Consider the following 21,219-nt stretch of genomic DNA (forward strand, 5'->3'; position numbering starts at 1 on the left):
ATCAAAAAATTAACACATTGTTAACCATTTTATGATTGTCATGAGAAATAAATGCACTTTATAAAAACGTTAGAAAATAAAAAAATAGATAAATCAATATGTTATTATATAAAATCATCTTATAAGATAAGCTGTGAATAAACACAAACTGTGAATAAGTATGACGATTTTACCAGCTTGTTCCATATAATGCAGCGGGTATTAAAGCACAGCCCATGAATTGCGAAAACGAGTAGCTATACGTGCTATCAGCACAGGTTTAATTGTTTCATAAACATAAAGCACTTTTGGGTTGGAGAAAAAACGCTCTATATAAAAACAGCTGATAAAAAATAATCGACTATAGAATCAATCAAAAAATCTCAAAAAGAATTAGGGCAGTCAAAAAAACTAAAAAGAATCAAAATAACAAAGATTCTCAAACTTCTGTATAGTTTATTGATATTATTTAAAGTTGGTGAGCGCGCAGGGATTCGAACCCTGGACCTACTGATTAAAAGTCAGTTGCTCTACCAGCTGAGCTACGCGCTCTCACACAAGCTATCTAGTTTGCAGACTATATAATTTGTAGAAAGTGAAGGGAACATACGGTTGACTTTTCATTTGGTCAACACCTTTTGAAAAAATATTATTATTTTTTTCCAGTTATCAATAATTTTCCGTTTTTTCCCTTTCCTCGTCATTGTAAAGTTACTCTTTGATCTTCTTTTTGAAATCTCGATAAAGAAATAATCTAACGATAAAAATATCTCATAGATTCGAAATGGTAAAATTATAAGCCCCCCTCTTCCTCCACACATGGGCTGTTAAGCATCATGGATAGAGCAGAAAAATACTTCTTACTATAGTTTATTTTTATATCTTTATGTCTTAGTTTTCAATTTTCAAATATAAATAGAGATTTATAATATATCCCATTGATTTATAATAATTTATCATTTTATCACTCGAGTGAGAGATCTGAATACCGTAAGATTTTCTCATATCAAATTCTTTTGTTCTTTTTATATTAAAATAATAAAAATCATTTGCTTACTCAACACAAGGAGAAGAATAAAACGATTAAAAAAAGAAATGAAAATGCCTCTTGTATGTCCTTTCAACAACCAAAAATTATTGCAACATAAGGGGCGGACAAAATAGTATGGTGGTGTAGACTTTTGAGATATGAAGATAGCGTTGCTCAAAAGATTTTATGTTATTTGCAAGATCATTTTGATGGAAGCAGGCACATTGAGAGATATCTTTTTAAAAACAAATATGCGAATGAGCAATAATGGCATTTTGAAGATATGACTTTTACTCACGTACAATGATTCTATAACAATAGCCAATTATTCTATAGAATAAGGCAGATATGAAGCAAAAAAATTTAGTTTCATTGAAAATATCAGACATGACTATAAATTATGCTCATTATTGTAGCTGTAGATAATTTGACTAAAAAATAAAAAAACAGAAACAATATGCGAAATGATTCTAAATACACATAAAATAATTCTAAATACACATAAAGTCGCTATTGAAAGAATGTATTCTATTTAACTTTTTATACGAGAAATGATAAAATACGTAGATCTATTAAAAAATAGAAGGATAACACTCTGACCATAAAATTTAGTGTAGGGTAATTCAGTCAGAGCTATAAAATATTTTTTATATATTATTTAATATTAATGTGTTTTTACAATATATAAGAAATATTATGATAACTTTATTAAAGTAAAATTCCATACCTATCATACCTTAAATATGTCTCTAAATAAATAGATTGCCTAATTAACTTCACTTATAAGGTCAAAAATAAAGCAAATAATTTTGATTTAGCGAAAAAATTGTAGAATTATTATATATACACGTATTTTTTACTATAAATTTTTTTATTTTTTTGATTGGAAGATTGAATGCTGACATGTAAACAATATGAGCTCCTCTTATTTATTCACAATCATATAAAAGAAACTGGTGTTCCTCCTTCTTTTGAAGAAATGAAAAATGCTTTAGAACTTTCTTCAAAGTCAGGCATTCATAAGCTCATTATAGCCTTAGAACAACGAGGTTTTATACGCCGTTTGCCCAATCGCGCTCGTGCAGTGGAGGTGATTCGACTCCCCGAGAGAATAACATTTAACCTTTCTCTAGCACGTAAGATTTCTCCCAGTATGATAGAAAAAAATAAAAGGGAAATATCAAAAAACTTGACTAATCTTGGTAACTTTGAGGTAGAAGAAATAAAAAATATCACTATTCCCATTATGGGACGTATTTCTGCAAGCGTGCCTGTCTCTGCCATACTTCAACAAACAAGTACACTTTCTCTTCCACACGATATGGTTAATACAGGTGAGCACTATGCATTAGAAGTTAAAGATAATTCTATGGTGGAAGCTGGTATCTTTGATAAAGATACAATTATTGTGAAACGTCAAAATACAGCAATATCAGGTGAAATTATTGTCGCATTTATTGATAAAAAAGAGGCAACATTAAAACGTTATCGACGCAAAGGAACCTCTGTTGCATTAGAAGCCGCTAATCCTCATTACGAAGTACGTACATACAAATCCGAGCGTGTAGAAATACAAGGCAAACTTACCGGTCTTATTCGCAAATATTAAAAAACAACCCTATTTTATAATACGCTATACATACGCCAATAAAATAGAGTAAAAGAATCTGTTAAGTATTTTTTATTGTGTCACACGCAATTGACTTTCTCCCCATAGCCAAAGGAAAAGGATGCCTCCAGTTTGGTCTATAAACAATCCAAATCCTTATCGAACGGATTCCTCCTTCCCTCTTATGTTTTTCGATGATGGAAGGCTCGACAAGTAAGCTTAAAATATTCACTACGTACTCTAAAAGAGCTTGAATACTTTGAAGGAGTCTGTCTTATATCATCATCCTCAACGACGGTATTTTACGGTATAATAAGTTAAAATCGTATGCCAGTATAAAATCACATAAAATATTGTAGAAAAAAATCAAATAAATTTGTAACAGATTGTTATATATAAAAATAAAAAACATTTTTTACTTTTTAAGTCAATAAAAGCGGAACTCAATCGTTCATAGTAATTATAGGATCATCATGGTAGCACCTCGTATTAGTTTTGTCTCCCTCGGATGCCCAAAAGCACTCGTAGATTCTGAGCGAATTATTACAAGCCTCCGCTCTGAAGGGTATGAGATTTCACGTCAACATCAAGGAGCTGATGTCGTTATTGTAAATACCTGTGGTTTTCTTGATTCTGCCAGAAAAGAATCATTAGCCAATATTGATGAAGCGCTCAAAAAAAATGGCAAAGTTATTGTGACTGGTTGTCTTGGTGCTGATCCTGATGTTATTCGTCAAACCTATCCAAATGTATTAGCTATTACAGGACCGCAAGCTTATGAAAGTGTTATAGAAGCTGTTCATACAGCAATTCCTCCAATTCATGATCCGTTTATTGATTTAGTTCCTCCCCAAGGTATTCGTTTAACACCTCGCCATTACGCCTACTTAAAGATTTCTGAAGGATGCTCTAACAGGTGTAGTTTTTGTATCATCCCTACACTGCGTGGTGATCTCACTTCACGCCCCATTAGTGACGTTCTTCGCGAAGCTGAAAAACTCGTACAAGCGGGTGTAAAAGAACTTTTGGTTATTTCACAAGATACGAGCGCTTATGGTATTGATCTTAAATATCTCGAAAATTCTTGGAAAGATCGTACAATTAAAACAAAGTTTTTTGATCTTTGTCGTGAACTAGGTGATATGGGTATTTGGGTACGTATGCATTACGTTTATCCTTATCCTCATGTGGATGAAGTTATCGAACTTATGGCTGCGAAAAAAATTCTCCCTTATCTGGATATTCCTTTTCAGCATGCATCACCGACTGTTTTGCGTCATATGAAGCGTCCTGCTCTTATGGAAAAAATAAACCGTAGAATTGAAAAGTGGCGAAAAATATGTCCAGATCTTACTTTGCGATCAACATTTATTGTTGGATTTCCAGGTGAATCGAGTGAAGATTTTAATATGCTGCTAGAATGGCTAGAAGAAGCAAAAATTGAACGCGCTGGATGCTTTAAATATGAAGAAGTAAAAGGGGCCGTAGCAAATGATTTGGGATTAGAAAATATTCCTGAGGACGTGAAAGAAAATCGCTGGCATCGTTTTATGGCAAAACAACAACAAATTTCGACACATCTTTTAAAGAAAAAAATTGGAAAAAGACTCCAAGTCCTTATCGATGAAAGTCAAGGAAAAGTTGCCAAAGGACGTAGTCAATACGATGCTCCAGAAATAGATGGTGTTGTCCATATATCATCACGACGCCCCTTACGTATCGGTGAATTTGTCACCGTTAAAATCGAACAATCGGATGCCTATGACCTTTATGGTATAGCAGTTTGAAAAAATTTAACTTATTCCCATCCCCAATGACAAAGTTTCTGATCAGAGACAGTTTATAAAAAAACAACTGCTCACAATAGGGCGCGATCACTTATGTGACTCACTTCATGAGGATTTACGGATAATTCCTGCCTTGAGTTTTTGCTATACACTCTAAAAATACTTAATTTATCAAGTGCTTATATCATTTTGGTTCACCACCCTAAATGACGAGATGTTTTATTGCACAACAGGATAAGATAAAATAAAATCTAAAAGGTTCTCTTAAAAAAAGAGCAAACCAACCGTCATATTATTTTCCCATTTTTCCATATTGCGACAGTCATTAATTATTTAAAGGAAGCTTTTTAAAATGTGTTTTATACACACAAGAGCTCTGTTTGTGATATGCAAGGAGATGTTTTTATGGATACAATATAAGAAAATTTGAAATAAAACACCTATGGTCGTTAAATTGCAAAGCAATAAATTATCATTATAAATAAGTATTTTATCTTAAACTATTTGAACTTATTTTTTTATATCTCATTTTATTAACACCTTTTAAAATCAAAGAATTTTTTATCAAGCAAATGACTTGGGCGCACATTCGTTAAAGCGCGAATCATTGTATCTTTACGTCCTGGCATTTGTCTTTCGATATTTTTCAGCATTTCTTTCATTGCATTACGTTGTAAACCATCTTGACTACCGCAAAGATTACAAGGAATAATTGGAAATTGCATTGCTTGAGAAAATTTTTCCATATCTTCCTCAGCGGCATAGACAAGAGGGCGTAATACAAAAAGATCTCCTTCATCATTTTTAAGTTTTCCAGGCATAGCGGCTAATCGGCCACCGTGAAATAAATTCATAAAAAATGTTTCCAAAACATCATCACGATGATGTCCTAAAATTAATGCAGAACACCCCTCCTCACGTGCAATGCGATAGAGATTACCGCGTCGTAATCGAGAACAAAGTGAACAATATGTCTGTGTCTGTGCCAATTTATCTGTAACAATGGAATAAGTATCTTGATATTCAATACGATAGGGAATTTTATAAGAACTCAAAAAATCTGGAAGAATATGTTTAGGAAATCCTGGTTGTCCTTGATCAAGATTACAAGCCAGAATTTCAACGGGTAAAAGACCACGCCACTTTAAATCTAAAAGAAGTGCTAATAAACCATAAGAGTCTTTTCCACCCGATAAAGCGACAAGCCATTTTTTTCCAGTCGAGAGCATCGAAAAATCATCCAAAGCCTGCCGCATATGACGCAAAAGTCGTTTGCGTAATTTATTAAATTCCACACTTGAAGGAGCACGCCGAAATATTGGATGACAATCATCTGATTGGTTTGCCAAAAAATCATCTTTCTTTTCGTTTTCTTCTGTTGCCTGATATTCAACTGAAACATCATTCATAAGATCATAACCTGCACAAGTAGTCGCTCGTTTTGTAAAGACAGAAACAAAATATAAAGCACGCTTACATTTATGTTTTCTGAATTTATCAAAACAGATATGAAAAAAAATGGAACTATATAAGCTTATAACACGAGAATAGTGTCATAAACTTAATATAGAACCATTCACAAAATATTTGTTAACCTCAAGGATTATAAAAACAACACAATAGTTTGAAATTATAATAATAGAAGAGAAACAATTTTTTTCATAAAAAATTATCGAGAATAAAATTCAACGACCAAATTAGGCTCCATTTGCACAGCATAAGGAACATCTGCAAAAGCAGGAATACGTGTAAAGGTCGCTTTCATCTGTTTATGATCTGCTTCAATATAATCAGGGACATCACGTTCTGCTAATTGCACTGATTCTAAAACCAAAACAAGCTGTTTCGATTTTTCCCGAACCTCAATAACATCACCTGGCTTACAACGATACGATTGAATATTTGTGCGTCGCCCATTTACATTCACATGACCATGATTAATAAATTGGCGAGAAGCAAAAATCGTAGGAACGAATTTTGCACGATAGACAACAGCATCCAAACGAGATTCCAACAGACCGATAAGATTTTCACCCGTATCACCCCGTCGACGAGCAGCCTCCACATAAGTTTTATGAAACTGCTTTTCTGAAATATCGCCATAAAACCCTTTCAACTTCTGTTTAGCGCGCAATTGCACCCCATAGTCAGAAAGTTTTCCTTTACGGCGCTGTCCATGCTGACCTGGACCATAATCACGACGATTGACAGGAGATTTGGGACGACCCCAAATATTTTCTCCCATACGACGGTCAATTTTATACTTTGTTGTTTCGCGTTTACTCATCGCATTTCCTTTAAAATAAAACACGAGATCTTGAAGATCCCAAGGAAACGCGCCCTCCTCTGCCTTTAAATACAAAAGACTGACAGAATAGCTTAACATACCAATATGCAAAGTTATCCACGGGACACGTCAATTACTGCCATTTCTTGAAAGAAAAAGCTGGAGCATCTTTATTGATCTCGTATTTCAAAGTCAACTCTTTTCATAAGTTTTAAGCCAAATCCTTTTAACAAATGCTCCGTTGAAGCAGTGATATTTTTCGACGTCAGCAACGCAAAATCTTGATATTTCTTTATGGGTTTCTGATGTATTTTTTCAGACAAGGGTAATAATGATCTAATATGTTTGGCGATCGCTTTTGCTGGATCAATCCATTCAACGGACCATAAAGCTTGTTCACGAAAGAAATTAATCAAAAAAGGGTAATGAGTGCAGGCTAAAACAATAACATCAGTATATTTGCCATTTTTTTTCACAAAACATGGCTGGATTTCTTTTCTTAACTCTTCTGAATCGATAGATTTTCCACGTAAATAATCTTCAGCAAATCCAGCAAGCTTTTCACTTCCTACAAGCTGAACATGACACTGTCCAGCAAAAGAGTTAATTAATTCATTTGTATAGGCACGTTTAACTGTTCCAGGAGTTGCTAATACGGAAATAAAACCAGATTTTGTTTGTTCAGCAGCAGATTTAATTGCAGGAACCGTTCCTACGAAAGGAACATGAGGAAAGTTTTGTCGTAAATCTGCCATCATCAGTGTAGAAACAGTGTTGCAAGCAATCACACATAAGACGGGATTATAGCGCGTTAAAAGATTTGTAAAAATCTTTAAAACGTGCTCTTTTAGGATATTTTCTTCCCAATTACCGTAAGGGAATCCCGCATCATCAGCCACATAAATAAATTGTATTTCAGGGATGAGCGCGCGCGCTTCCCTCAATACTGTCAAGCCACCAATACCACTATCAAAAAAAAGAACTGGCCTCTCATCCATCAGTTTTCACACTTGTTTTTAATTTTTTGACGATCGCGCTCTCGAGGCGCTCTACTCCCCCGTGGATATTGTGGAGAAAAATGATCCAATGAAGATACAACACCTCGCAATAAGCGAACCTCAGATTCACTAAAGTTGGCGCGCGTAAACACAGAGCGCAAATTTGCAAGCATAACTTCTTTTCGTTCTTGGGGTCTAAAATACCCACGAATATCCAAAGCCTCTTCTAATTGAGATAAAAAACCATGAAACACTGTTTTATTTGCAGGCTCCATCTCTGGTGCACGAAATGCTGTATCGCTCACATTTTCTAGACCTGTTTTCATCCATTCATAAGACATCAGAAGAACCGCTTGCGCAATATTAAGTGATGCAAAAGCAGGATTAACTGGAAAAGTGATGATTTCATCAACAAGGCTGATTTCATCATTTTCTAGTCCCCATCTCTCTCTTCCAAAGACAATACCTGTTTTATGTCCGATATTTTCACGCTGACGGATTACATTTGCGGCTTCGACAGCACTTTTTACCGTTTTAAATCCGCATCTTTCACGTGCTGTTGTGGCAAAAACATAGTGTAAATCTGCAATTGAATCACGCAATGTGTCAAAAATCACGGCGTTGTTAATGACATGATCGGCTTTACTTGCAGCAGCTCTAGCTTTTTCATTCGGAAATGTTTCTCGAGGTTTGACGAGCCGAAGCTTAGAAAGCCCAAAATTTGCCATTGCCCTTGCAACCATACCAATATTCTCAGGAAGCTGCGGTTCAACTAAAATAATGATGGGACCATTTGTTAAATTTTCACGATTCTTATTCGTTCCAGCCATCAATCTTACCTAGTTTCACTTAAACAATCTCCCTCTCCACTATTTTTTAATGCAACCTTTTTTATATTATTCTAATGTTGTTTAATAATAAATTATAGACAATGTCATTTTCTCACTCAAAGAGTGTAGACTTTCTAATAGTAAATTTCAAAAGCCATTAAAATAAATGATGCAGTTTATAACAATTTATATAAGCTATCGTAGCATTTTTTACATCAATTTTATCTTTTTTAATAAGAATAGCCCCTACAAATCATAATCTCAGTTGAATTATGAAATCATAAACCCTAAAAAAGAATATGCATTTTACTCCCAAACTTTTTCCTGCAAAGCTTATCCGTCGTTATAAACGCTTCCTTGCAGATGTGAAACAAGATGATCAACATGTCTTCACCGTGTCGGTACCAAATACAGGATCAATGCTTGGACTGACAGCTCCCAACGCCAATATTTGGCTTTCATATCATAACAACACCAAGCGAAAATATGCCTATCAATTAGAAATTGTTGAATCCGATAATACTTTGGTTGGTATTAATACCACTTTACCTAATAAACTTGCATTAGAAGCAATTCAAAGCGGATTACTACCAGAATTAAGTGGATATAAAACAATTTTAAAAGAACAACGCTATGGAACACAATCACGCATTGACTTTCTTTTACGGGATGGCATTCTTCCTGATTGTTACCTAGAAGTCAAAAATGTTCATTTTATTCGCCAAAAAGGATTAGCAGAATTTCCTGATACTGAGACAAAACGTGGTGCCCGTCACCTTGAGGAGCTCATACAAGTCCTACAACAAGGAAAACGAGCTGCGATGCTTTATATTATTCAACGAGAAGATTGTGCAGCTTTTACAATTTGTCATGATCTTGATCCACTCTATGGACGTAAGTTTAATTTAGCATTAAAATCACGGGTAGAATGTTATGCTGTAAAGTGTCACGTAAGTGTAGAAGGCATTTTTCCGATTCAGAGAGTAAAAATAGAAAACAGAAAAAACAATGATTGAGTATATCGAATATAATAAAATCCCTTTAAAATTTAACGGGAAAATTCGCATTTTCGATGACTATGCTTTCGCTAAAATGCATGAAGTTGGTCGTATTGCTGCAGAATGCCTTGATGCACTTACGGATATTATTAAACCTGGCGTCACTACGCAAGAAATTGATGATTTCGTATTTACTTTTGGTGCACAAAAAGGAGCTCTTCCTGCTGATCTAAATTATCATGGATACAGCCATTCATGCTGTACATCTATCAATCACGTTGTCTGTCATGGTATTCCCAATAAAAGACCCTTGCAAGAAGGCGATATTGTGAATGTTGATGTGACCTTCATTCTTGATGGTTGGCATGGTGATTCAAGCCGTATGTATCCTGTTGGAAAAATCAGACGTGCTGCAGAACGCCTTTTACAAATAACCTATGAAAGTCTTATGAGAGGAATCGCTGTCGTTAAACCTGGAGCAACAACAGGTGATATTGGTGCAGCCATTCAACAGTACGCAGAATCTGAACGGTGCTCAATTGTAAGAGATTTTTGCGGACATGGTATCGGTCAACTTTTTCATGATGCCCCCAATATTCTCCATTATGGAAATCCTGGAGAAGGAATCGAATTAAAACAAGGCATGATGTTTACGATTGAACCTATGATTAATCTTGGTAAGCCACAAGTTAAGATTTTATCTGACGGTTGGACAGCCGTTACCCGTGACCGCTCTCTGACAGCACAATATGAACATACAATTGGTGTCACAAATGAAGGGTATGAAATATTTACACAATCACCTAAAAATATTTTTTATATTCCAAATTCGAAGACCTAACGCAATGTAGAGAAGTTATGGCTAAAAAGTTAAATCAAAAGGAAGATATTCAAAGGAATCACTTTGCATTAACATCAAGTTCTCCACTCATCACCCCCGTATCAGAAAGAAAAAGTGAAAAGCCTAAGAGAAATACACCGCTTGATAAACATTATCAAGGACATCGTGAACGTCTTCGGAAACGCTATTTAAAGTCAAAAGGAAATGCAATTGAAGATTATGAATATCTTGAATTATTGCTTTTTCGCACAATACCCCGCGCAAACACAAAACCGATAGCTAAAAATTTGATAGCACATTTTGGTTCATTAGCTGATGTGTTAGGCGCTGATATTCATCGACTTCAAGAGGTTCAAGGATGTGGTCCGGCAACTGCAATTGATTTAAAAATTATTTCAGATGTTGCTGGACGTCTTGCTCGTGCAGAGTTGTTTAAACGCGATATTTTTTCATCATGGGATAAAGTATTAGCTTATTGTAAAGCAGTTATGGCTCACGAAACACGTGAACAATTTCGTATTTTATTTCTCGATAAGAAGAACGGCTTACTTGCCGATGAGGTACAACAAACCGGAACCATTGATCATACCCCTGTTTATCCTCGTGAAGTTATTTCTCGAGCTTTAGAGTTATCCGCATCAGGACTGATCTTAGTCCACAATCACCCCTCTGGTGATTCCACCCCCTCTGATGCAGATATAACAATGACATACAGACTAAAAGATGCAGCAAATGCATTAGGCATTACGATCCATGATCACCTTATTATCGCACGACATAACCATACAAGTTTTAAAGCATTAAAACTTATATAAATCTTATGGGATAAAAAAGACTGCATTCAAGGATGAATAGCAAATCAATTTTCTAAATCAATATCCAATATAGCCATTGAGAAATTATAGGATAGCTCATCTTCATCTTCATCTCGATAGATAACGCCTAAAAACTCATCCCCCATATAAACCTCACAAGAATCATCCTTTTTAGGCCGTGCTCTGACTTGCAATGCTGAGTTTTGGAATGTATTTTTTAAATAATTATCAAGTTTTTTTATTTCATCAGCATTCACTATGCTCTCCTGTTTTTTGATATGATTAAACTAATTGCGTGTCGCGCGAATAAGACACTCCTCTGATTCTGTAAAGCCATTAAAAAAGCTTAATCTGAATATTGACTTAATATTACATATATTTACAGCTCTTTCTTTATATCTTCATAAAGAACTTTTATAAAAGGATTCTATCATTATTAAATATACTCGTATAGATAAAAAAATGGCAGAAAACTCTATGACTTTTAATAATTTTACTTTATCTCCAATTTTAGCATCTGCATTTATGATGCATATTCAGAAGAAAAATTAATCAACGATTTATAATTTTGTTCCTTCTATAAAAAATTAAAATAATAATAATTTTTTATTTAAAACTAAATTTTTTAGCCTAAAATATTATTACATCATTTTAAAATATAGTTATCTAACCTTAAAAGAATTACACATCTTAAAAAAGGTAAAAAATAAGTGAGTAAGAGTTTATTTTTGTGCCTATTTTTTATAAATAACTTATGTCAAAATAGAAAAGTTTTTAAATAAGCTTTTCAGTTTATACGCAAAAAATATTGGGTATTTTTGTAAATGCTAAAACCTATAAAAATTTTTATTTTATAGGATAACGAGAAAGAAAATCGATAACGCCTTTTTTATAAACTTTATCGCCTACAGCAAGCATATGATCGCGATTAGGAATTGATAAAGCTTCACCACAAGGCAATAAAGCCGCTAATGGCTCTGCTGCACCACCAATCTCATCTAATGAACCAACGGCAACAAGTGCAGGTTGTTCAATTTTACAAATTTCAGATGCCGTCAGCTCTTGTTTTGATGTGATTATACAAGCAGCCAAAGCACGTCTATCACTTTTCGTTTGATCGGCAAATTTACGGAACATTAAACCACGCGTATTAGTAATGCTAGAAGTATCCTCCGCTAAAAGAGCCTCAGCAACAGGTTCCCAATTTCCTGCTCCCGTTACCATACCAATACCTAGACCACCAAAAATAACACTGTTCACATATGTTGGATGCAAAAGAGCCATAAAAGCACTAATACGAGCTCCCATAGAATATCCCATAACATGGGCTCTCGATAACTCTAAATGCTGTAATAGTCTTACTGCATCGCCAGCCATAGCTTGAGGTGTATAAAAAGCAGGATCATAACTTTTAACTGAATCTCCATGCCCCCGATTATCAAGAGCAATAACACGATACCCTGCTTCAGTGAGAATACGAAACCAACCCGTTGTATACCAATTTATCCGTGCAGAAGACCCAAAACCATGGATCAATAAAATAGGTGCGCCTTGTCCTTCTTCTCGATAAGCAAACCGCAAACCATCATATTCAAAAAAACGAACGTCTTCAGTTGTCATTTTTTATTGTACTTTCCACAAACGACAGGATGAATAACACGTTGCCCTTTTTGTATCTGTTTTTCAGAAACTTCACCAGCGTTAATCTCAACTGCAAAAGCTGCAGAAACGCCTGATGAAATGATCTTTGTTGAAAATGGAGAAGTGTTTTCAATAATCGATACAATAATCCCTTCAGAGTTTAAAAAAATCATATCTAAGGGCAAAGGTGTATTGGCCATCCACATAAAAAACTTCTGTTCATCTCCCGATTGATAACTTTCTTGCTGCTTAAAGAGCATTGCACGATCGCGTGGGAAATCAGTCCGATACATTAAACCAGCTTCTGCTTGAGAGGGTGTAAAAGCAATCTCTACTTTATAAGAAACCGTACCGTTCTCTGTCTGTATTTCTAAAGGAATCGGATGAACAGGGATCTTTATGGGCTCCTTCGCGATAGTAACGCGCATTTCCAACATAAAAAGTATTGCCAATAAAACAATATGCCCTTTTCTAAAAGGCTTTACCATTCTTATCTCCACCACAGAAAATTTTTTCGTCTCTAAAATAAAAAATATCAGAGTTTAAAAGCCAAACGACAAGAGAGCTGTTTCCTTGTTTTTCTTTATTTTCTTCAATAGGATATGCACATTATTTCACTTAGTTTATAAATTCACAAGAGCCATAACAAAGCTACTCCCATAGCCATTTATGCAATAACCGCCCTTTAAAAACACAGAAAAATACTGATTTCACTCGTAAAATTTAATGCGTAGCAAAAGGAAACCCTATATCTGGATAAATTTCTGCTGTCATCAAACCTTTCTCTCCTTTACCAAAACGGACAAGAACAACTTGTCCAGAACGAAGCTCTGCTAAACCAAAACGGCGCAACGTTTCCATATGAATAAAAATATCTTCTGTCCCCTGCCCGCGGCTAAGAAAACCAAAACCTTTATCACGATTAAACCATTTAACAATTGCACGTTCTAGGCCACTTTCTGGAGTAACAACAACATGAGTACGGGCTGGAACTTCTGATGGATGAACCGCAGAAGAACAATCGATGGATTTCACTTGAACGCACTTTAACCCTCGTTCCGTTTTCTCCACAGCGCAAATAACTTTAGCGCCCTCCAAAGCTGTTTGGAAACCATCTCTTCGCATGACTGTAACATGCAATAATATATCGGGGAAATGAGGTAAATCAGGTACAATAAATCCATAACCCTTACTACCATCAAACCACTTAATGACACCACTGATTTCGATAATCTCCCCACAAGCGCCTATACTATCCTCAGATAGGGAACAATCCTTTAATGCATCCTTACTCGTCATAATAACGTGATCCTGTAGCTTATAAATTGCACGATATTGATTCTCTAGGTTTAAGTAAACATTGCTCTTGTATCAACACGCAAGCCCCAAGATAAGATTTCCCCATATTGTCTTATCTCTTACATGTTAATATCAACATGAATATTTATAAAAAATATTTATAAAACTATTTGATTGTACGCTTTACATATCTTACAAAGAGTGCCCTACAAAAAAAGTTTTTTACATAATGTGTAACTTGCATGATGAAGAAGTTCAATATAAGGTGCAAAAACGACAATTCAATTAAGGAAAATGCGCAATGCAATTGAAGAAAATCCTTACGACAATCACAGCTTTCATGGCGCTTACAGCAAATGTTTATGCGAGTGAGCCTATCAGAATTGGTGTTTATCTTCCATTAAGTGGTCAAAATGCTTTTGGAGGTCAGCTTGAAATTCGAGGTATCGAATTAGCCCATAAACAAGTTCCAGAAATTTTGGGACGTAAAGTGGAACTTGTTGTTATTGATAATAAGTCTGATAAAGTGGAAGCGGCTAATGCTGTTATGCGTTTAACAGCAAGTGAAAAGGTAAGTGGAATCATTGGCAGCTATGGTTCTTCACTCTCATTAGCGGGTGGTGAGATATCTGAAAAAGCAAAGACTCCAACCATTGCAACTTCTTCAACGAGTCCCCTTGTTACACAGGGTAAAAAATATTACTTTCGCGCTTGCTTTATTGATTCCTATCAAGGGATAGGAATCGCAACTTATGTAAGCCAGATTTTACATGCAAAGAAAGCTGCTATCCTCAAAGATATTTCAAGCGATTATGCCATTGGTCTTGCAAGTTATTTTACGCGTGCTTTTAAAAAATTAGGTGGTGAAGTTATTTCAAATTTAAATTATAATTCCGGAGATCAGGATTTTTCAGCTGTTCTCACACAGATCATCGCGCAAAAACCTGATATCTTATTCATTCCATCTTACTTTTCTGAAGGTGCCATCATCATGAAACAAGCGCGTGAATTAGGGGCAAAGTTTCAAATTATGGGTGGAGATGCCATGGATAATCCAGAAACTATTACGATTGCAGGAAGTGCTGCAGAAGGCTTCTTACATACAACACTTCCCTATAGTGAGGATATGCCAAATATGTCAGCAGCTGCGCAAAAATTCACAGAAGAATGGAGAGAAGCTTATCCTGACAAAGAGCCAAATATCAATTCAGTTTTGGGATACACAAGTTATATGATGTTCATGAAGGCTATTGAAAATGCTGGTAGCGCTGATCGTGAAAAAATTACGATTGAACTGAGCAAATTAAAAGATTTTCCAACGCCCTTTGGTGAAATGTCAATGGATGAAAATCATAACCCTAGGATTCCTATTGGTATCATTAAAATCCAAGATGGAAAACGTGTTTATTTAGAAGAAGTAAAGCCTGCTTTTTAGTGTAAGGGTTGTACTTATTAAAATACAAGAATTGGTTGAGATTTTTTCTCAACCAAAAACTTAAAATTTTCTTATTATCCTATGTAAATTAACAAATGTGGAAGGATGAGAGATGAGCACTGAAATGTTCATCCAGTATTTTTTTAATGCACTGGCATTAGGTTCTCTTTATGGGCTTATCGCTATTGGTTACACCATGGTATACGGTATACTGAGGCTGATTAACTTTGCTCACGGTGATATCTTTATGCTGGGAGCCTATTTTGTTTTCTTTTCCACAATTAGCTTTATGCCTGCTTGGGCAGCACTTCTTCTTTTATTCTTTGCTGCTCTAATTTATTATTCAGTTTTTATAGGATTTAAAAGGCGCCCTCCAATTTATTGGATCGCTATTTTTTTAATTCTTGCGTTAGGATTTGTTTATTATTTTAAAATTTCCCCACAAGCTTTTACACCGATTTGGGTTTTAGCTCTTTGTTTTTCTATTTTTATTACAAGTGCAGTGGGGATTACTGTTGATCAATTTGCTTATAAACCTTTACGCCATGCTCCCCGTATTTCGGCACTTATCGGTGCAATTGGTGTTTCTTTTTTCATTGAAAATCTTTCTACAGTACTCTTTAGTGGTGTTCCCAAAGGTGTAAAACAGCCAGATTTTCTGGTAACACCATTTTTATGGCATCTAGGATCAGAAGCAGAAGGTATCATTAGAATTGCTCCCATGTCTCTGATTGTTCCCATTGTATCACTGATTCTTATTGTTTTACTGTTATGGATTATTCATAAAACAAAACCTGGTCTTGCTATGCGTGCAATCTCCCATGACATTGAAACGACGCGTTTGATGGGGGTTTCTGTCAATAAAGTTATTGCATTTACATTTGGGATAGGTTCAGCACTTGCCGCTATAGCAGGCATTATGTGGTCTTTACGTTATCCTCAAATTCATCCTTATATGGGCGTTCTCCCGGGTCTCAAAGCCTTTATCGCTGCCGTTATTGGAGGTATTGGTTCGATACCAGGAGCAATGTTAGGAGGATTGTTATTAGGGTTTATTGAAATTATGATTATCGCATTTTTTCCCGCGCTATCTGGATATCGAGATGCCTTCGCTTTCATTTTATTGATTCTGATTTTATTGGTATTGCCCACGGGATTAATGGGTAAAAAAAATCAGGAGAAAATCTAATGGCAAAGTCAGCGACAACTTTTTTATCGTGTGTCAGTATTTTAGTTCTTATAGGTTTTTTATTTTATGCGGACAGCCATTTTAATGACTATACGCTTCGTATCATAAATCTGATTGCTATTAATGCTATATTGGCAATTTCGCTTAATTTGATTTATGGTTTCACAGGTATGTTTTCTCTTGGACATGCCGGCTTTATGGCTATTGGTGCTTACGTCTGCGCAATTTTACTTCTTTCTCCTGAACAAAAAGAGATGATGTGGATTTTGGAGCCTATCGCTGAACCATTGTATTATCTGCAGTTACCTTTTTTTGTCGCTGTTGTTGTAAGCGGTTTGTGTGCGGCTGTTATTGGTTTATTGATTGCTTTGCCAATATTGCGTCTTGGTGGCGATTATCTTGGAATTGCAACATTGGGTTTTGCGGAAATTATTCGCATCATCATTACGAACGCAACATCACTCACAAACGGCTCTTTGGGAATCAAAGGAATACCTCAGAATGCAACATTATGGTGGAACTACGGTTGGTTAGCATTTACAGTTCTCTTTATTGTCCTCTTACTGCGAAGCAATACTGGTAACGTATTACGTGCTATTCGTGATGATGAAATCGCTGCGAAGACTATGGGAATTAACGTTTTTTTCTATCGTAGCTTTTCTTTTACTGTTGGAGCATTTTTTGCAGGTATAGGTGGCGCCTTAATGGCTGCTCTTATTTCAACCATTGATCCGAAAATGTTTAATTTTTTGCTCACTTTTAATATTTTAATGATCGTTGTTGCTGGTGGTCTTGGTTCAATTACAGGAAGCATTATTGGGAGCATTATTATTACAGTCATGCTTGAATGGCTTCGTATTATTGAAAGTCCTTTTGACTTAGGTTTTATACATATTCCAGAAACACCAGGACTTCGCATGGTTGTTTTTTCTCTTTTATTGCTGGTAATTATCTTGTTTTGGAGAAAAGGATTGATGGGACAACGTGAATTTTCATGGAATGGAATTTATAGCTTTTTGACACGCAAAAAGCTTTCTAATACTGAGGGAAAGCTATGAACGACGCCATCCTTTCACTCAATGATATTGTAATGCGTTTTGGCGGATTAGTGGCTGTCAATAAAGTTAATATGGCCATTAAACGAGGAAGTATTACTGGGTTAATTGGTCCCAATGGTGCTGGAAAAACAACAGTTTTCAATATGATTTCTGGGTTTTATGCCCCTACAAGCGGCACCATTCTTTTTGATGAACAAAAAATTTCTGGAGAACCTCCTTATATTATCTGTAGGCGTCATATTGCCAGGACATTTCAAAATATTCGCCTTTTCTCAGGATTAACGGTTTTGCAGAATGTTATGGTGGGGGCGCATGTTCGACAAAAATATCCTTGGTTTTCTTCAGCTCTCTTTTTTTCAAAAGCAATGAAAGAAAAAAAGGAAGTTTATAAAAATTCCATGGAACTTCTTGAACGGTTACAACTTGATCATCTTGCCAATCAATTGGCAACAGCTTTACCTTATGGTGTGCAACGACGTTTAGAAATTGCACGCGCGTTAGCCACAAAGCCTAAATTGCTTCTTCTTGATGAACCTGTCGCTGGCATGAATCCACAAGAAAGTGAAGATCTTAGAAAATTCATAGCAAAAGTGCAAAAAGACTTCGATCTTACAATTCTTCTTATTGAGCACGATATGAAAGTGGTTATGGGGCTTTGTCAACATATTTTGGTTATGGAACATGGCTGTTGCATTGCCAATGGCACACCAGATGAAATTCGTAATAACCCTAAAGTTATTGAAGCTTATCTTGGCGGAGATGTTTATGGATATTCTTAAAATAAAAAATCTTCACGTTCATTATGGCGCCATTAAAGCTGTACAAAATCTTTCTATGTCCATAAAAAAAGGAAGTATTGTTACTTTAATTGGAGCCAATGGTGCAGGAAAAAGCAGTATTGTACGTTCTATTACAGGACTTAATCGCTCTGTTTATGGAGAAATTACCTATAATGGCGAATCAATTGTTAAAAAATCACCAGAAGAGATTTTGCGATTAGGGATTGCTCTTAGTCCTGAAGGGCGGCGTATTATGCCCCATCTCACTGTTTTAGAAAATCTCCATTTAGGCGCTTATATCCGTCATGATAAACAGGGAATTTCTCGTGATATTGAATGGATATTTGATCTTTTCCCGCGCCTGCGTGAAAGATCAAAACAGTTGGGAGGAACAATGTCAGGTGGGGAACAACAAATGGTTGCTGTAGGGCGCGCCCTCATGAGCAATCCTAATATGGTCATCTTAGATGAGCCCTCGTTGGGGTTAGCCCCCCTTCTCGTTCGGGAGATTTTTTCGATTATCCGAAAAATTAATGATATGGGAAAAACTGTTCTTCTTATTGAACAAAATGCATTTGCTGCACTTTCCATAGCTGATTATGCTTATATTTTAGAGGTAGGGCATATTTTATTTCACGGTGAAGGCAAAGCGATGCTTTCTGATCCCCGTGTTAAAGAAGCTTATCTTGGTGGATAAAAGTGAGACATTAAGGAAATAGAACTCATCCCTCCCCCTTTTAAAAAAGCATTTTTCATCAATGATAAGAAATGCTTTCTTATGGGTTTGATGATTATATCCACCATTTTTCTGCACAGAATATTCCTGCGGTTTGTTCAATAATGTGTGCTATTTGAAGAATGACTTCTTCAGCAAAAGGTCTACCAATCAGTTGCAATCCTAGGGGTAAACCATTTGATGACAGACCAGCAGGAACAGAAATTCCTGGTAAACCAGCCATGTTAACGGGTACCGTAAAAATATCATTAAGATACATTGCAACAGCATCATTTTTTATTTTTTCATCAGCAATACCAAAGGCAGGTGTTGGTGTTGTTGGTGTAAGAATAGCATCAATACCTAAATCAAAACATTGATCAAAATCACGTTTTACGAGTGTTCTTACTTTTTGAGCTCTTAGGTAACAGGCATCATAATAACCTGATGAAAGAACATAAGTCCCAACCAAAATACGCCGCTTGACTTCATCACCAAAACCAACAGAACGCGTATTTTCATACATCTCAATGATATCTTTTCCAGGCACGCGCAAACCAAAACGGACACCATCATAACGCGCTAAATTAGAAGAGGCTTCTGCAGGAGCGATAATATAATAAGAAGGTAGAGCGTATTGTGTATGAGGTAAAGAAATATCGTGTATTTCAGCACCTGCATCTTTTAACCAATTTATTCCCTTTTGCCAAAGTTCAATAATTTCAGAAGGCATTCCATCCAGATAATATTCTTTTGGAATACCAATTTTCATTCCTTTGATTGATTGGCCAAGATAACTTTCATAATCTGGAACGGGTAAATTCATGGAAGTAGAGTCTTTTTCATCAAAAGAGGCCATTGATCTGAGTAAGATAGCACAATCACGAACATCTCTAGCAACAGGTCCAGCTTGATCAAGGGACGAAGCAAACGCGACAACGCCCCATCGTGAACAACGTCCATAAGTTGGCTTTATTCCTACAGTTCCAGTAAAAGCTGCTGGTTGACGTATTGAGCCACCTGTATCTGTTGCTGTTGCACCAGCACAAATTTGTGCGGCAACAGCGGCTGCCGATCCCCCCGATGAACCACCGGGGACGAGTTTTTCATTCGAGCCTTTTTTTCTCCATGGACTAATAACGGGACCATAATATGATGTCTCATTAGAGGAGCCCATAGCAAACTCATCCATATTAAGTTTCCCTAACATCACGGCACCATCTTGCCATAAATTAGCCGTAACGGTTGATTCATAATGCGGTTTAAAACCATCAAGGATATTTGAACAGGCTTGAGTATGAACGCCACGGGTTGCAAAAAGATCTTTAATTCCCAAGGGAATTCCTTCCAAAAGCCCCCCCTCTCCTCTCGTCAAGCGGCCTTCTGATTCAGCAGCCATTTTTCTTGCTTGTTCTGCTGTTATTGTTACATAAGCGTTCAAAATTGGATTAGCCAATTCTATTGCTTTTAAATAAGCTTCCGTTAATTCCGTTGCTTTAAGCTTTTTCTTTATCAGAGCATCACGAGCTTGTGCAATTGTGAGGGTTGTTAAATCGGTCATATTGGTTCTCAAATTTCAAAAATATAAAAAGTTACTCAACAATTTTTGAGACAAGAAAAAATTTTTCTTCTGTAACAGGTGCATTGGCGACAATATCTGCTGCTTTATTGCCATCTGTAACACTATCTTCACGCATTCGTAGAGTCATCGGTATCACAGATGTTAATGGATCAACTTCACTAACATCAACTTCATTCAATTGCTCTACAAAACCTAAAATAGCATTGAATTTTTTTGTCATAGGTTCCACCTCATTATCGTGAATGGCAATCCGCGCTAAACGTGCAACCCGCTTGACGGTTTCTTGATCAACAGACATACTTTTTACGCCTTTCTGTTTTTTGTTTATTTATTGATCTTTATTCTGG

Annotated in this window: 19 protein-coding genes, 1 tRNA gene and 1 pseudogene; 10 read left to right on the plus strand and 11 right to left on the minus strand. The window is 35.9% G+C overall.

The window, feature by feature from the left end:
* Positions 1 to 455 precede the first annotated feature (455 nt).
* Positions 456 to 531 (minus strand) — tRNA-Lys (locus PVV66_RS01980).
* Positions 532 to 1,904: 1,373 nt separating this feature from the next.
* On the opposite strand from PVV66_RS01980, the gene lexA reads away from it, so the two are divergent.
* Entirely contained in the window at positions 1,905 to 2,618 is a 714-nt protein-coding gene (lexA, locus tag PVV66_RS01985; RefSeq protein WP_273718399.1) for a transcriptional repressor LexA, read from the plus strand.
* Positions 2,619 to 3,091: 473 nt separating this feature from the next.
* Positions 3,092 to 4,405, plus strand: a complete 1,314-nt coding sequence (rimO, locus tag PVV66_RS01990) for a 30S ribosomal protein S12 methylthiotransferase RimO (RefSeq protein WP_273718401.1) — start codon at positions 3,092 to 3,094, stop codon at positions 4,403 to 4,405.
* Positions 4,406 to 4,938: 533 nt separating this feature from the next.
* Here the strand turns inward: rimO and ttcA are convergent.
* From ttcA to PVV66_RS02010, 4 genes and pseudogenes are all read right to left on the minus strand, one after another.
* Positions 4,939 to 5,814: a tRNA 2-thiocytidine(32) synthetase TtcA gene (ttcA, locus tag PVV66_RS01995; RefSeq protein ID WP_273718403.1), complete on the minus strand. Its 876-nt coding sequence runs from the start codon at positions 5,812 to 5,814 to the stop codon at positions 4,939 to 4,941.
* Positions 5,815 to 6,074: 260 nt separating this feature from the next.
* Positions 6,075 to 6,692, minus strand: a complete 618-nt coding sequence (rpsD, locus tag PVV66_RS02000; RefSeq protein WP_012231733.1) for a 30S ribosomal protein S4 — start codon at positions 6,690 to 6,692, stop codon at positions 6,075 to 6,077.
* Positions 6,693 to 6,862: 170 nt separating this feature from the next.
* On the minus strand, positions 6,863 to 7,690 hold the full coding sequence (gene murI / locus PVV66_RS02005) for a glutamate racemase (protein WP_273718406.1): 828 nt from the start codon (positions 7,688 to 7,690) through the stop codon (positions 6,863 to 6,865).
* Positions 7,683 to 8,520, minus strand: a pseudogene (locus PVV66_RS02010) (RNA methyltransferase). The gene murI and the pseudogene PVV66_RS02010 overlap by 8 nt, the downstream one beginning before the upstream one ends.
* 299 nt (positions 8,521 to 8,819) lie before the next feature.
* Here PVV66_RS02010 and sfsA point away from each other — a divergent pair.
* Genes sfsA through radC form a run of 3 tightly spaced genes read left to right on the plus strand, consistent with a single transcriptional unit; the run spans position 8,820 to position 11,174 of the window.
* Positions 8,820 to 9,536, plus strand: a complete 717-nt coding sequence (sfsA, locus tag PVV66_RS02015; RefSeq protein WP_273718409.1) for a DNA/RNA nuclease SfsA — start codon at positions 8,820 to 8,822, stop codon at positions 9,534 to 9,536.
* Complete coding sequence (gene map, locus PVV66_RS02020) at positions 9,529 to 10,359, plus strand: type I methionyl aminopeptidase (RefSeq protein ID WP_273718411.1); 831 nt, start codon at positions 9,529 to 9,531, stop codon at positions 10,357 to 10,359. Before sfsA ends, map begins: the two co-directional genes overlap by 8 nt.
* A 17-nt stretch (positions 10,360 to 10,376) precedes the next feature.
* Positions 10,377 to 11,174 (plus strand): DNA repair protein RadC, encoded by a 798-nt coding sequence (gene radC, locus PVV66_RS02025; RefSeq protein WP_273718413.1) that lies wholly within the window; start codon positions 10,377 to 10,379, stop codon positions 11,172 to 11,174.
* A 44-nt stretch (positions 11,175 to 11,218) separates the two neighbouring features.
* On the opposite strand, the gene PVV66_RS02030 is transcribed toward radC, so the two are convergent.
* The 4 genes from PVV66_RS02030 to PVV66_RS02045 all read right to left on the minus strand — a co-directional run bounded on the left by PVV66_RS02030 (position 11,219) and on the right by PVV66_RS02045 (position 14,114).
* Entirely contained in the window at positions 11,219 to 11,431 is a 213-nt protein-coding gene (locus PVV66_RS02030; RefSeq protein ID WP_005773530.1) for a DUF3126 family protein, read from the minus strand.
* A 589-nt stretch (positions 11,432 to 12,020) separates the two neighbouring features.
* Entirely contained in the window at positions 12,021 to 12,794 is a 774-nt protein-coding gene (locus PVV66_RS02035) for an alpha/beta fold hydrolase (protein WP_273718418.1), read from the minus strand.
* Positions 12,791 to 13,303, minus strand: coding sequence for a DUF192 domain-containing protein (locus PVV66_RS02040; RefSeq protein WP_273718421.1), 513 nt, complete (start codon positions 13,301 to 13,303; stop codon positions 12,791 to 12,793). The genes PVV66_RS02035 and PVV66_RS02040 overlap by 4 nt, the downstream gene beginning before the upstream one ends.
* 235 nt (positions 13,304 to 13,538) lie before the next feature.
* Positions 13,539 to 14,114, minus strand: coding sequence for a cold-shock protein (locus PVV66_RS02045; protein WP_273718423.1), 576 nt, complete (start codon positions 14,112 to 14,114; stop codon positions 13,539 to 13,541).
* A gap of 301 nt (positions 14,115 to 14,415) precedes the next feature.
* Here PVV66_RS02045 and PVV66_RS02050 point away from each other — a divergent pair, with 301 nt between their 5' ends.
* The 5 genes from PVV66_RS02050 (at position 14,416) to PVV66_RS02070 (ending at position 19,272) form a co-directional block, all read left to right on the plus strand.
* Positions 14,416 to 15,549, plus strand: coding sequence for an ABC transporter substrate-binding protein (locus PVV66_RS02050; RefSeq protein WP_273718425.1), 1,134 nt, complete (start codon positions 14,416 to 14,418; stop codon positions 15,547 to 15,549).
* A gap of 112 nt (positions 15,550 to 15,661) precedes the next feature.
* Positions 15,662 to 16,738 (plus strand): branched-chain amino acid ABC transporter permease, encoded by a 1,077-nt coding sequence (locus tag PVV66_RS02055; protein WP_273718426.1) that lies wholly within the window; start codon positions 15,662 to 15,664, stop codon positions 16,736 to 16,738.
* Complete coding sequence (locus tag PVV66_RS02060; RefSeq protein ID WP_273718428.1) at positions 16,738 to 17,796, plus strand: branched-chain amino acid ABC transporter permease; 1,059 nt, start codon at positions 16,738 to 16,740, stop codon at positions 17,794 to 17,796. Before PVV66_RS02055 ends, PVV66_RS02060 begins: the two co-directional genes overlap by 1 nt.
* Positions 17,793 to 18,575 (plus strand): ABC transporter ATP-binding protein, encoded by a 783-nt coding sequence (locus tag PVV66_RS02065; RefSeq protein WP_273718429.1) that lies wholly within the window; start codon positions 17,793 to 17,795, stop codon positions 18,573 to 18,575. Before PVV66_RS02060 ends, PVV66_RS02065 begins: the two co-directional genes overlap by 4 nt.
* Positions 18,562 to 19,272, plus strand: coding sequence for an ABC transporter ATP-binding protein (locus PVV66_RS02070; RefSeq protein WP_273718431.1), 711 nt, complete (start codon positions 18,562 to 18,564; stop codon positions 19,270 to 19,272). Before PVV66_RS02065 ends, PVV66_RS02070 begins: the two co-directional genes overlap by 14 nt.
* Positions 19,273 to 19,366: 94 nt before the next feature.
* On the opposite strand, the gene gatA is transcribed toward PVV66_RS02070, so the two are convergent.
* Positions 19,367 to 20,851: an Asp-tRNA(Asn)/Glu-tRNA(Gln) amidotransferase subunit GatA gene (gatA, locus tag PVV66_RS02075; RefSeq protein ID WP_273718433.1), complete on the minus strand. Its 1,485-nt coding sequence runs from the start codon at positions 20,849 to 20,851 to the stop codon at positions 19,367 to 19,369.
* Between the two features lie 31 nt (positions 20,852 to 20,882).
* Positions 20,883 to 21,170: an Asp-tRNA(Asn)/Glu-tRNA(Gln) amidotransferase subunit GatC gene (gatC, locus tag PVV66_RS02080; protein ID WP_273718435.1), complete on the minus strand. Its 288-nt coding sequence runs from the start codon at positions 21,168 to 21,170 to the stop codon at positions 20,883 to 20,885.
* Positions 21,171 to 21,219 lie beyond the last annotated feature (49 nt).

The sequence above is a fragment of the Bartonella sp. AU16XJBT genome (assembly GCF_028618665.1).
In the GTDB taxonomy this organism is placed as follows: domain Bacteria; phylum Pseudomonadota; class Alphaproteobacteria; order Rhizobiales; family Rhizobiaceae; genus Bartonella.

What these genes read in the sequence shown, in the direction of transcription:
- lexA (WP_273718399.1), top strand. Translation starts at nt 1,905, where the DNA reads ATGCTGACATGTAAACAATATGAGCTCCTCTTATTTATTCACAATCAT.
- rimO (WP_273718401.1), top strand. Translation starts at nt 3,092, where the DNA reads ATGGTAGCACCTCGTATTAGTTTTGTCTCCCTCGGATGCCCAAAAGCA.
- ttcA (WP_273718403.1), bottom strand. Translation starts at nt 5,814, where the DNA reads ATGAATGATGTTTCAGTTGAATATCAGGCAACAGAAGAAAACGAAAAG.
- rpsD (WP_012231733.1), bottom strand. Translation starts at nt 6,692, where the DNA reads ATGAGTAAACGCGAAACAACAAAGTATAAAATTGACCGTCGTATGGGA.
- murI (WP_273718406.1), bottom strand. Translation starts at nt 7,690, where the DNA reads ATGGATGAGAGGCCAGTTCTTTTTTTTGATAGTGGTATTGGTGGCTTG.
- sfsA (WP_273718409.1), top strand. Translation starts at nt 8,820, where the DNA reads ATGCATTTTACTCCCAAACTTTTTCCTGCAAAGCTTATCCGTCGTTAT.
- map (WP_273718411.1), top strand. Translation starts at nt 9,529, where the DNA reads ATGATTGAGTATATCGAATATAATAAAATCCCTTTAAAATTTAACGGG.
- radC (WP_273718413.1), top strand. Translation starts at nt 10,377, where the DNA reads ATGGCTAAAAAGTTAAATCAAAAGGAAGATATTCAAAGGAATCACTTT.
- PVV66_RS02035 (WP_273718418.1), bottom strand. Translation starts at nt 12,794, where the DNA reads ATGACAACTGAAGACGTTCGTTTTTTTGAATATGATGGTTTGCGGTTT.
- PVV66_RS02040 (WP_273718421.1), bottom strand. Translation starts at nt 13,303, where the DNA reads ATGGTAAAGCCTTTTAGAAAAGGGCATATTGTTTTATTGGCAATACTT.
- PVV66_RS02045 (WP_273718423.1), bottom strand. Translation starts at nt 14,114, where the DNA reads ATGACGAGTAAGGATGCATTAAAGGATTGTTCCCTATCTGAGGATAGT.
- PVV66_RS02050 (WP_273718425.1), top strand. Translation starts at nt 14,416, where the DNA reads ATGCAATTGAAGAAAATCCTTACGACAATCACAGCTTTCATGGCGCTT.
- PVV66_RS02055 (WP_273718426.1), top strand. Translation starts at nt 15,662, where the DNA reads ATGAGCACTGAAATGTTCATCCAGTATTTTTTTAATGCACTGGCATTA.
- PVV66_RS02060 (WP_273718428.1), top strand. Translation starts at nt 16,738, where the DNA reads ATGGCAAAGTCAGCGACAACTTTTTTATCGTGTGTCAGTATTTTAGTT.
- PVV66_RS02065 (WP_273718429.1), top strand. Translation starts at nt 17,793, where the DNA reads ATGAACGACGCCATCCTTTCACTCAATGATATTGTAATGCGTTTTGGC.
- PVV66_RS02070 (WP_273718431.1), top strand. Translation starts at nt 18,562, where the DNA reads ATGGATATTCTTAAAATAAAAAATCTTCACGTTCATTATGGCGCCATT.
- gatA (WP_273718433.1), bottom strand. Translation starts at nt 20,851, where the DNA reads ATGACCGATTTAACAACCCTCACAATTGCACAAGCTCGTGATGCTCTG.
- gatC (WP_273718435.1), bottom strand. Translation starts at nt 21,170, where the DNA reads ATGTCTGTTGATCAAGAAACCGTCAAGCGGGTTGCACGTTTAGCGCGG.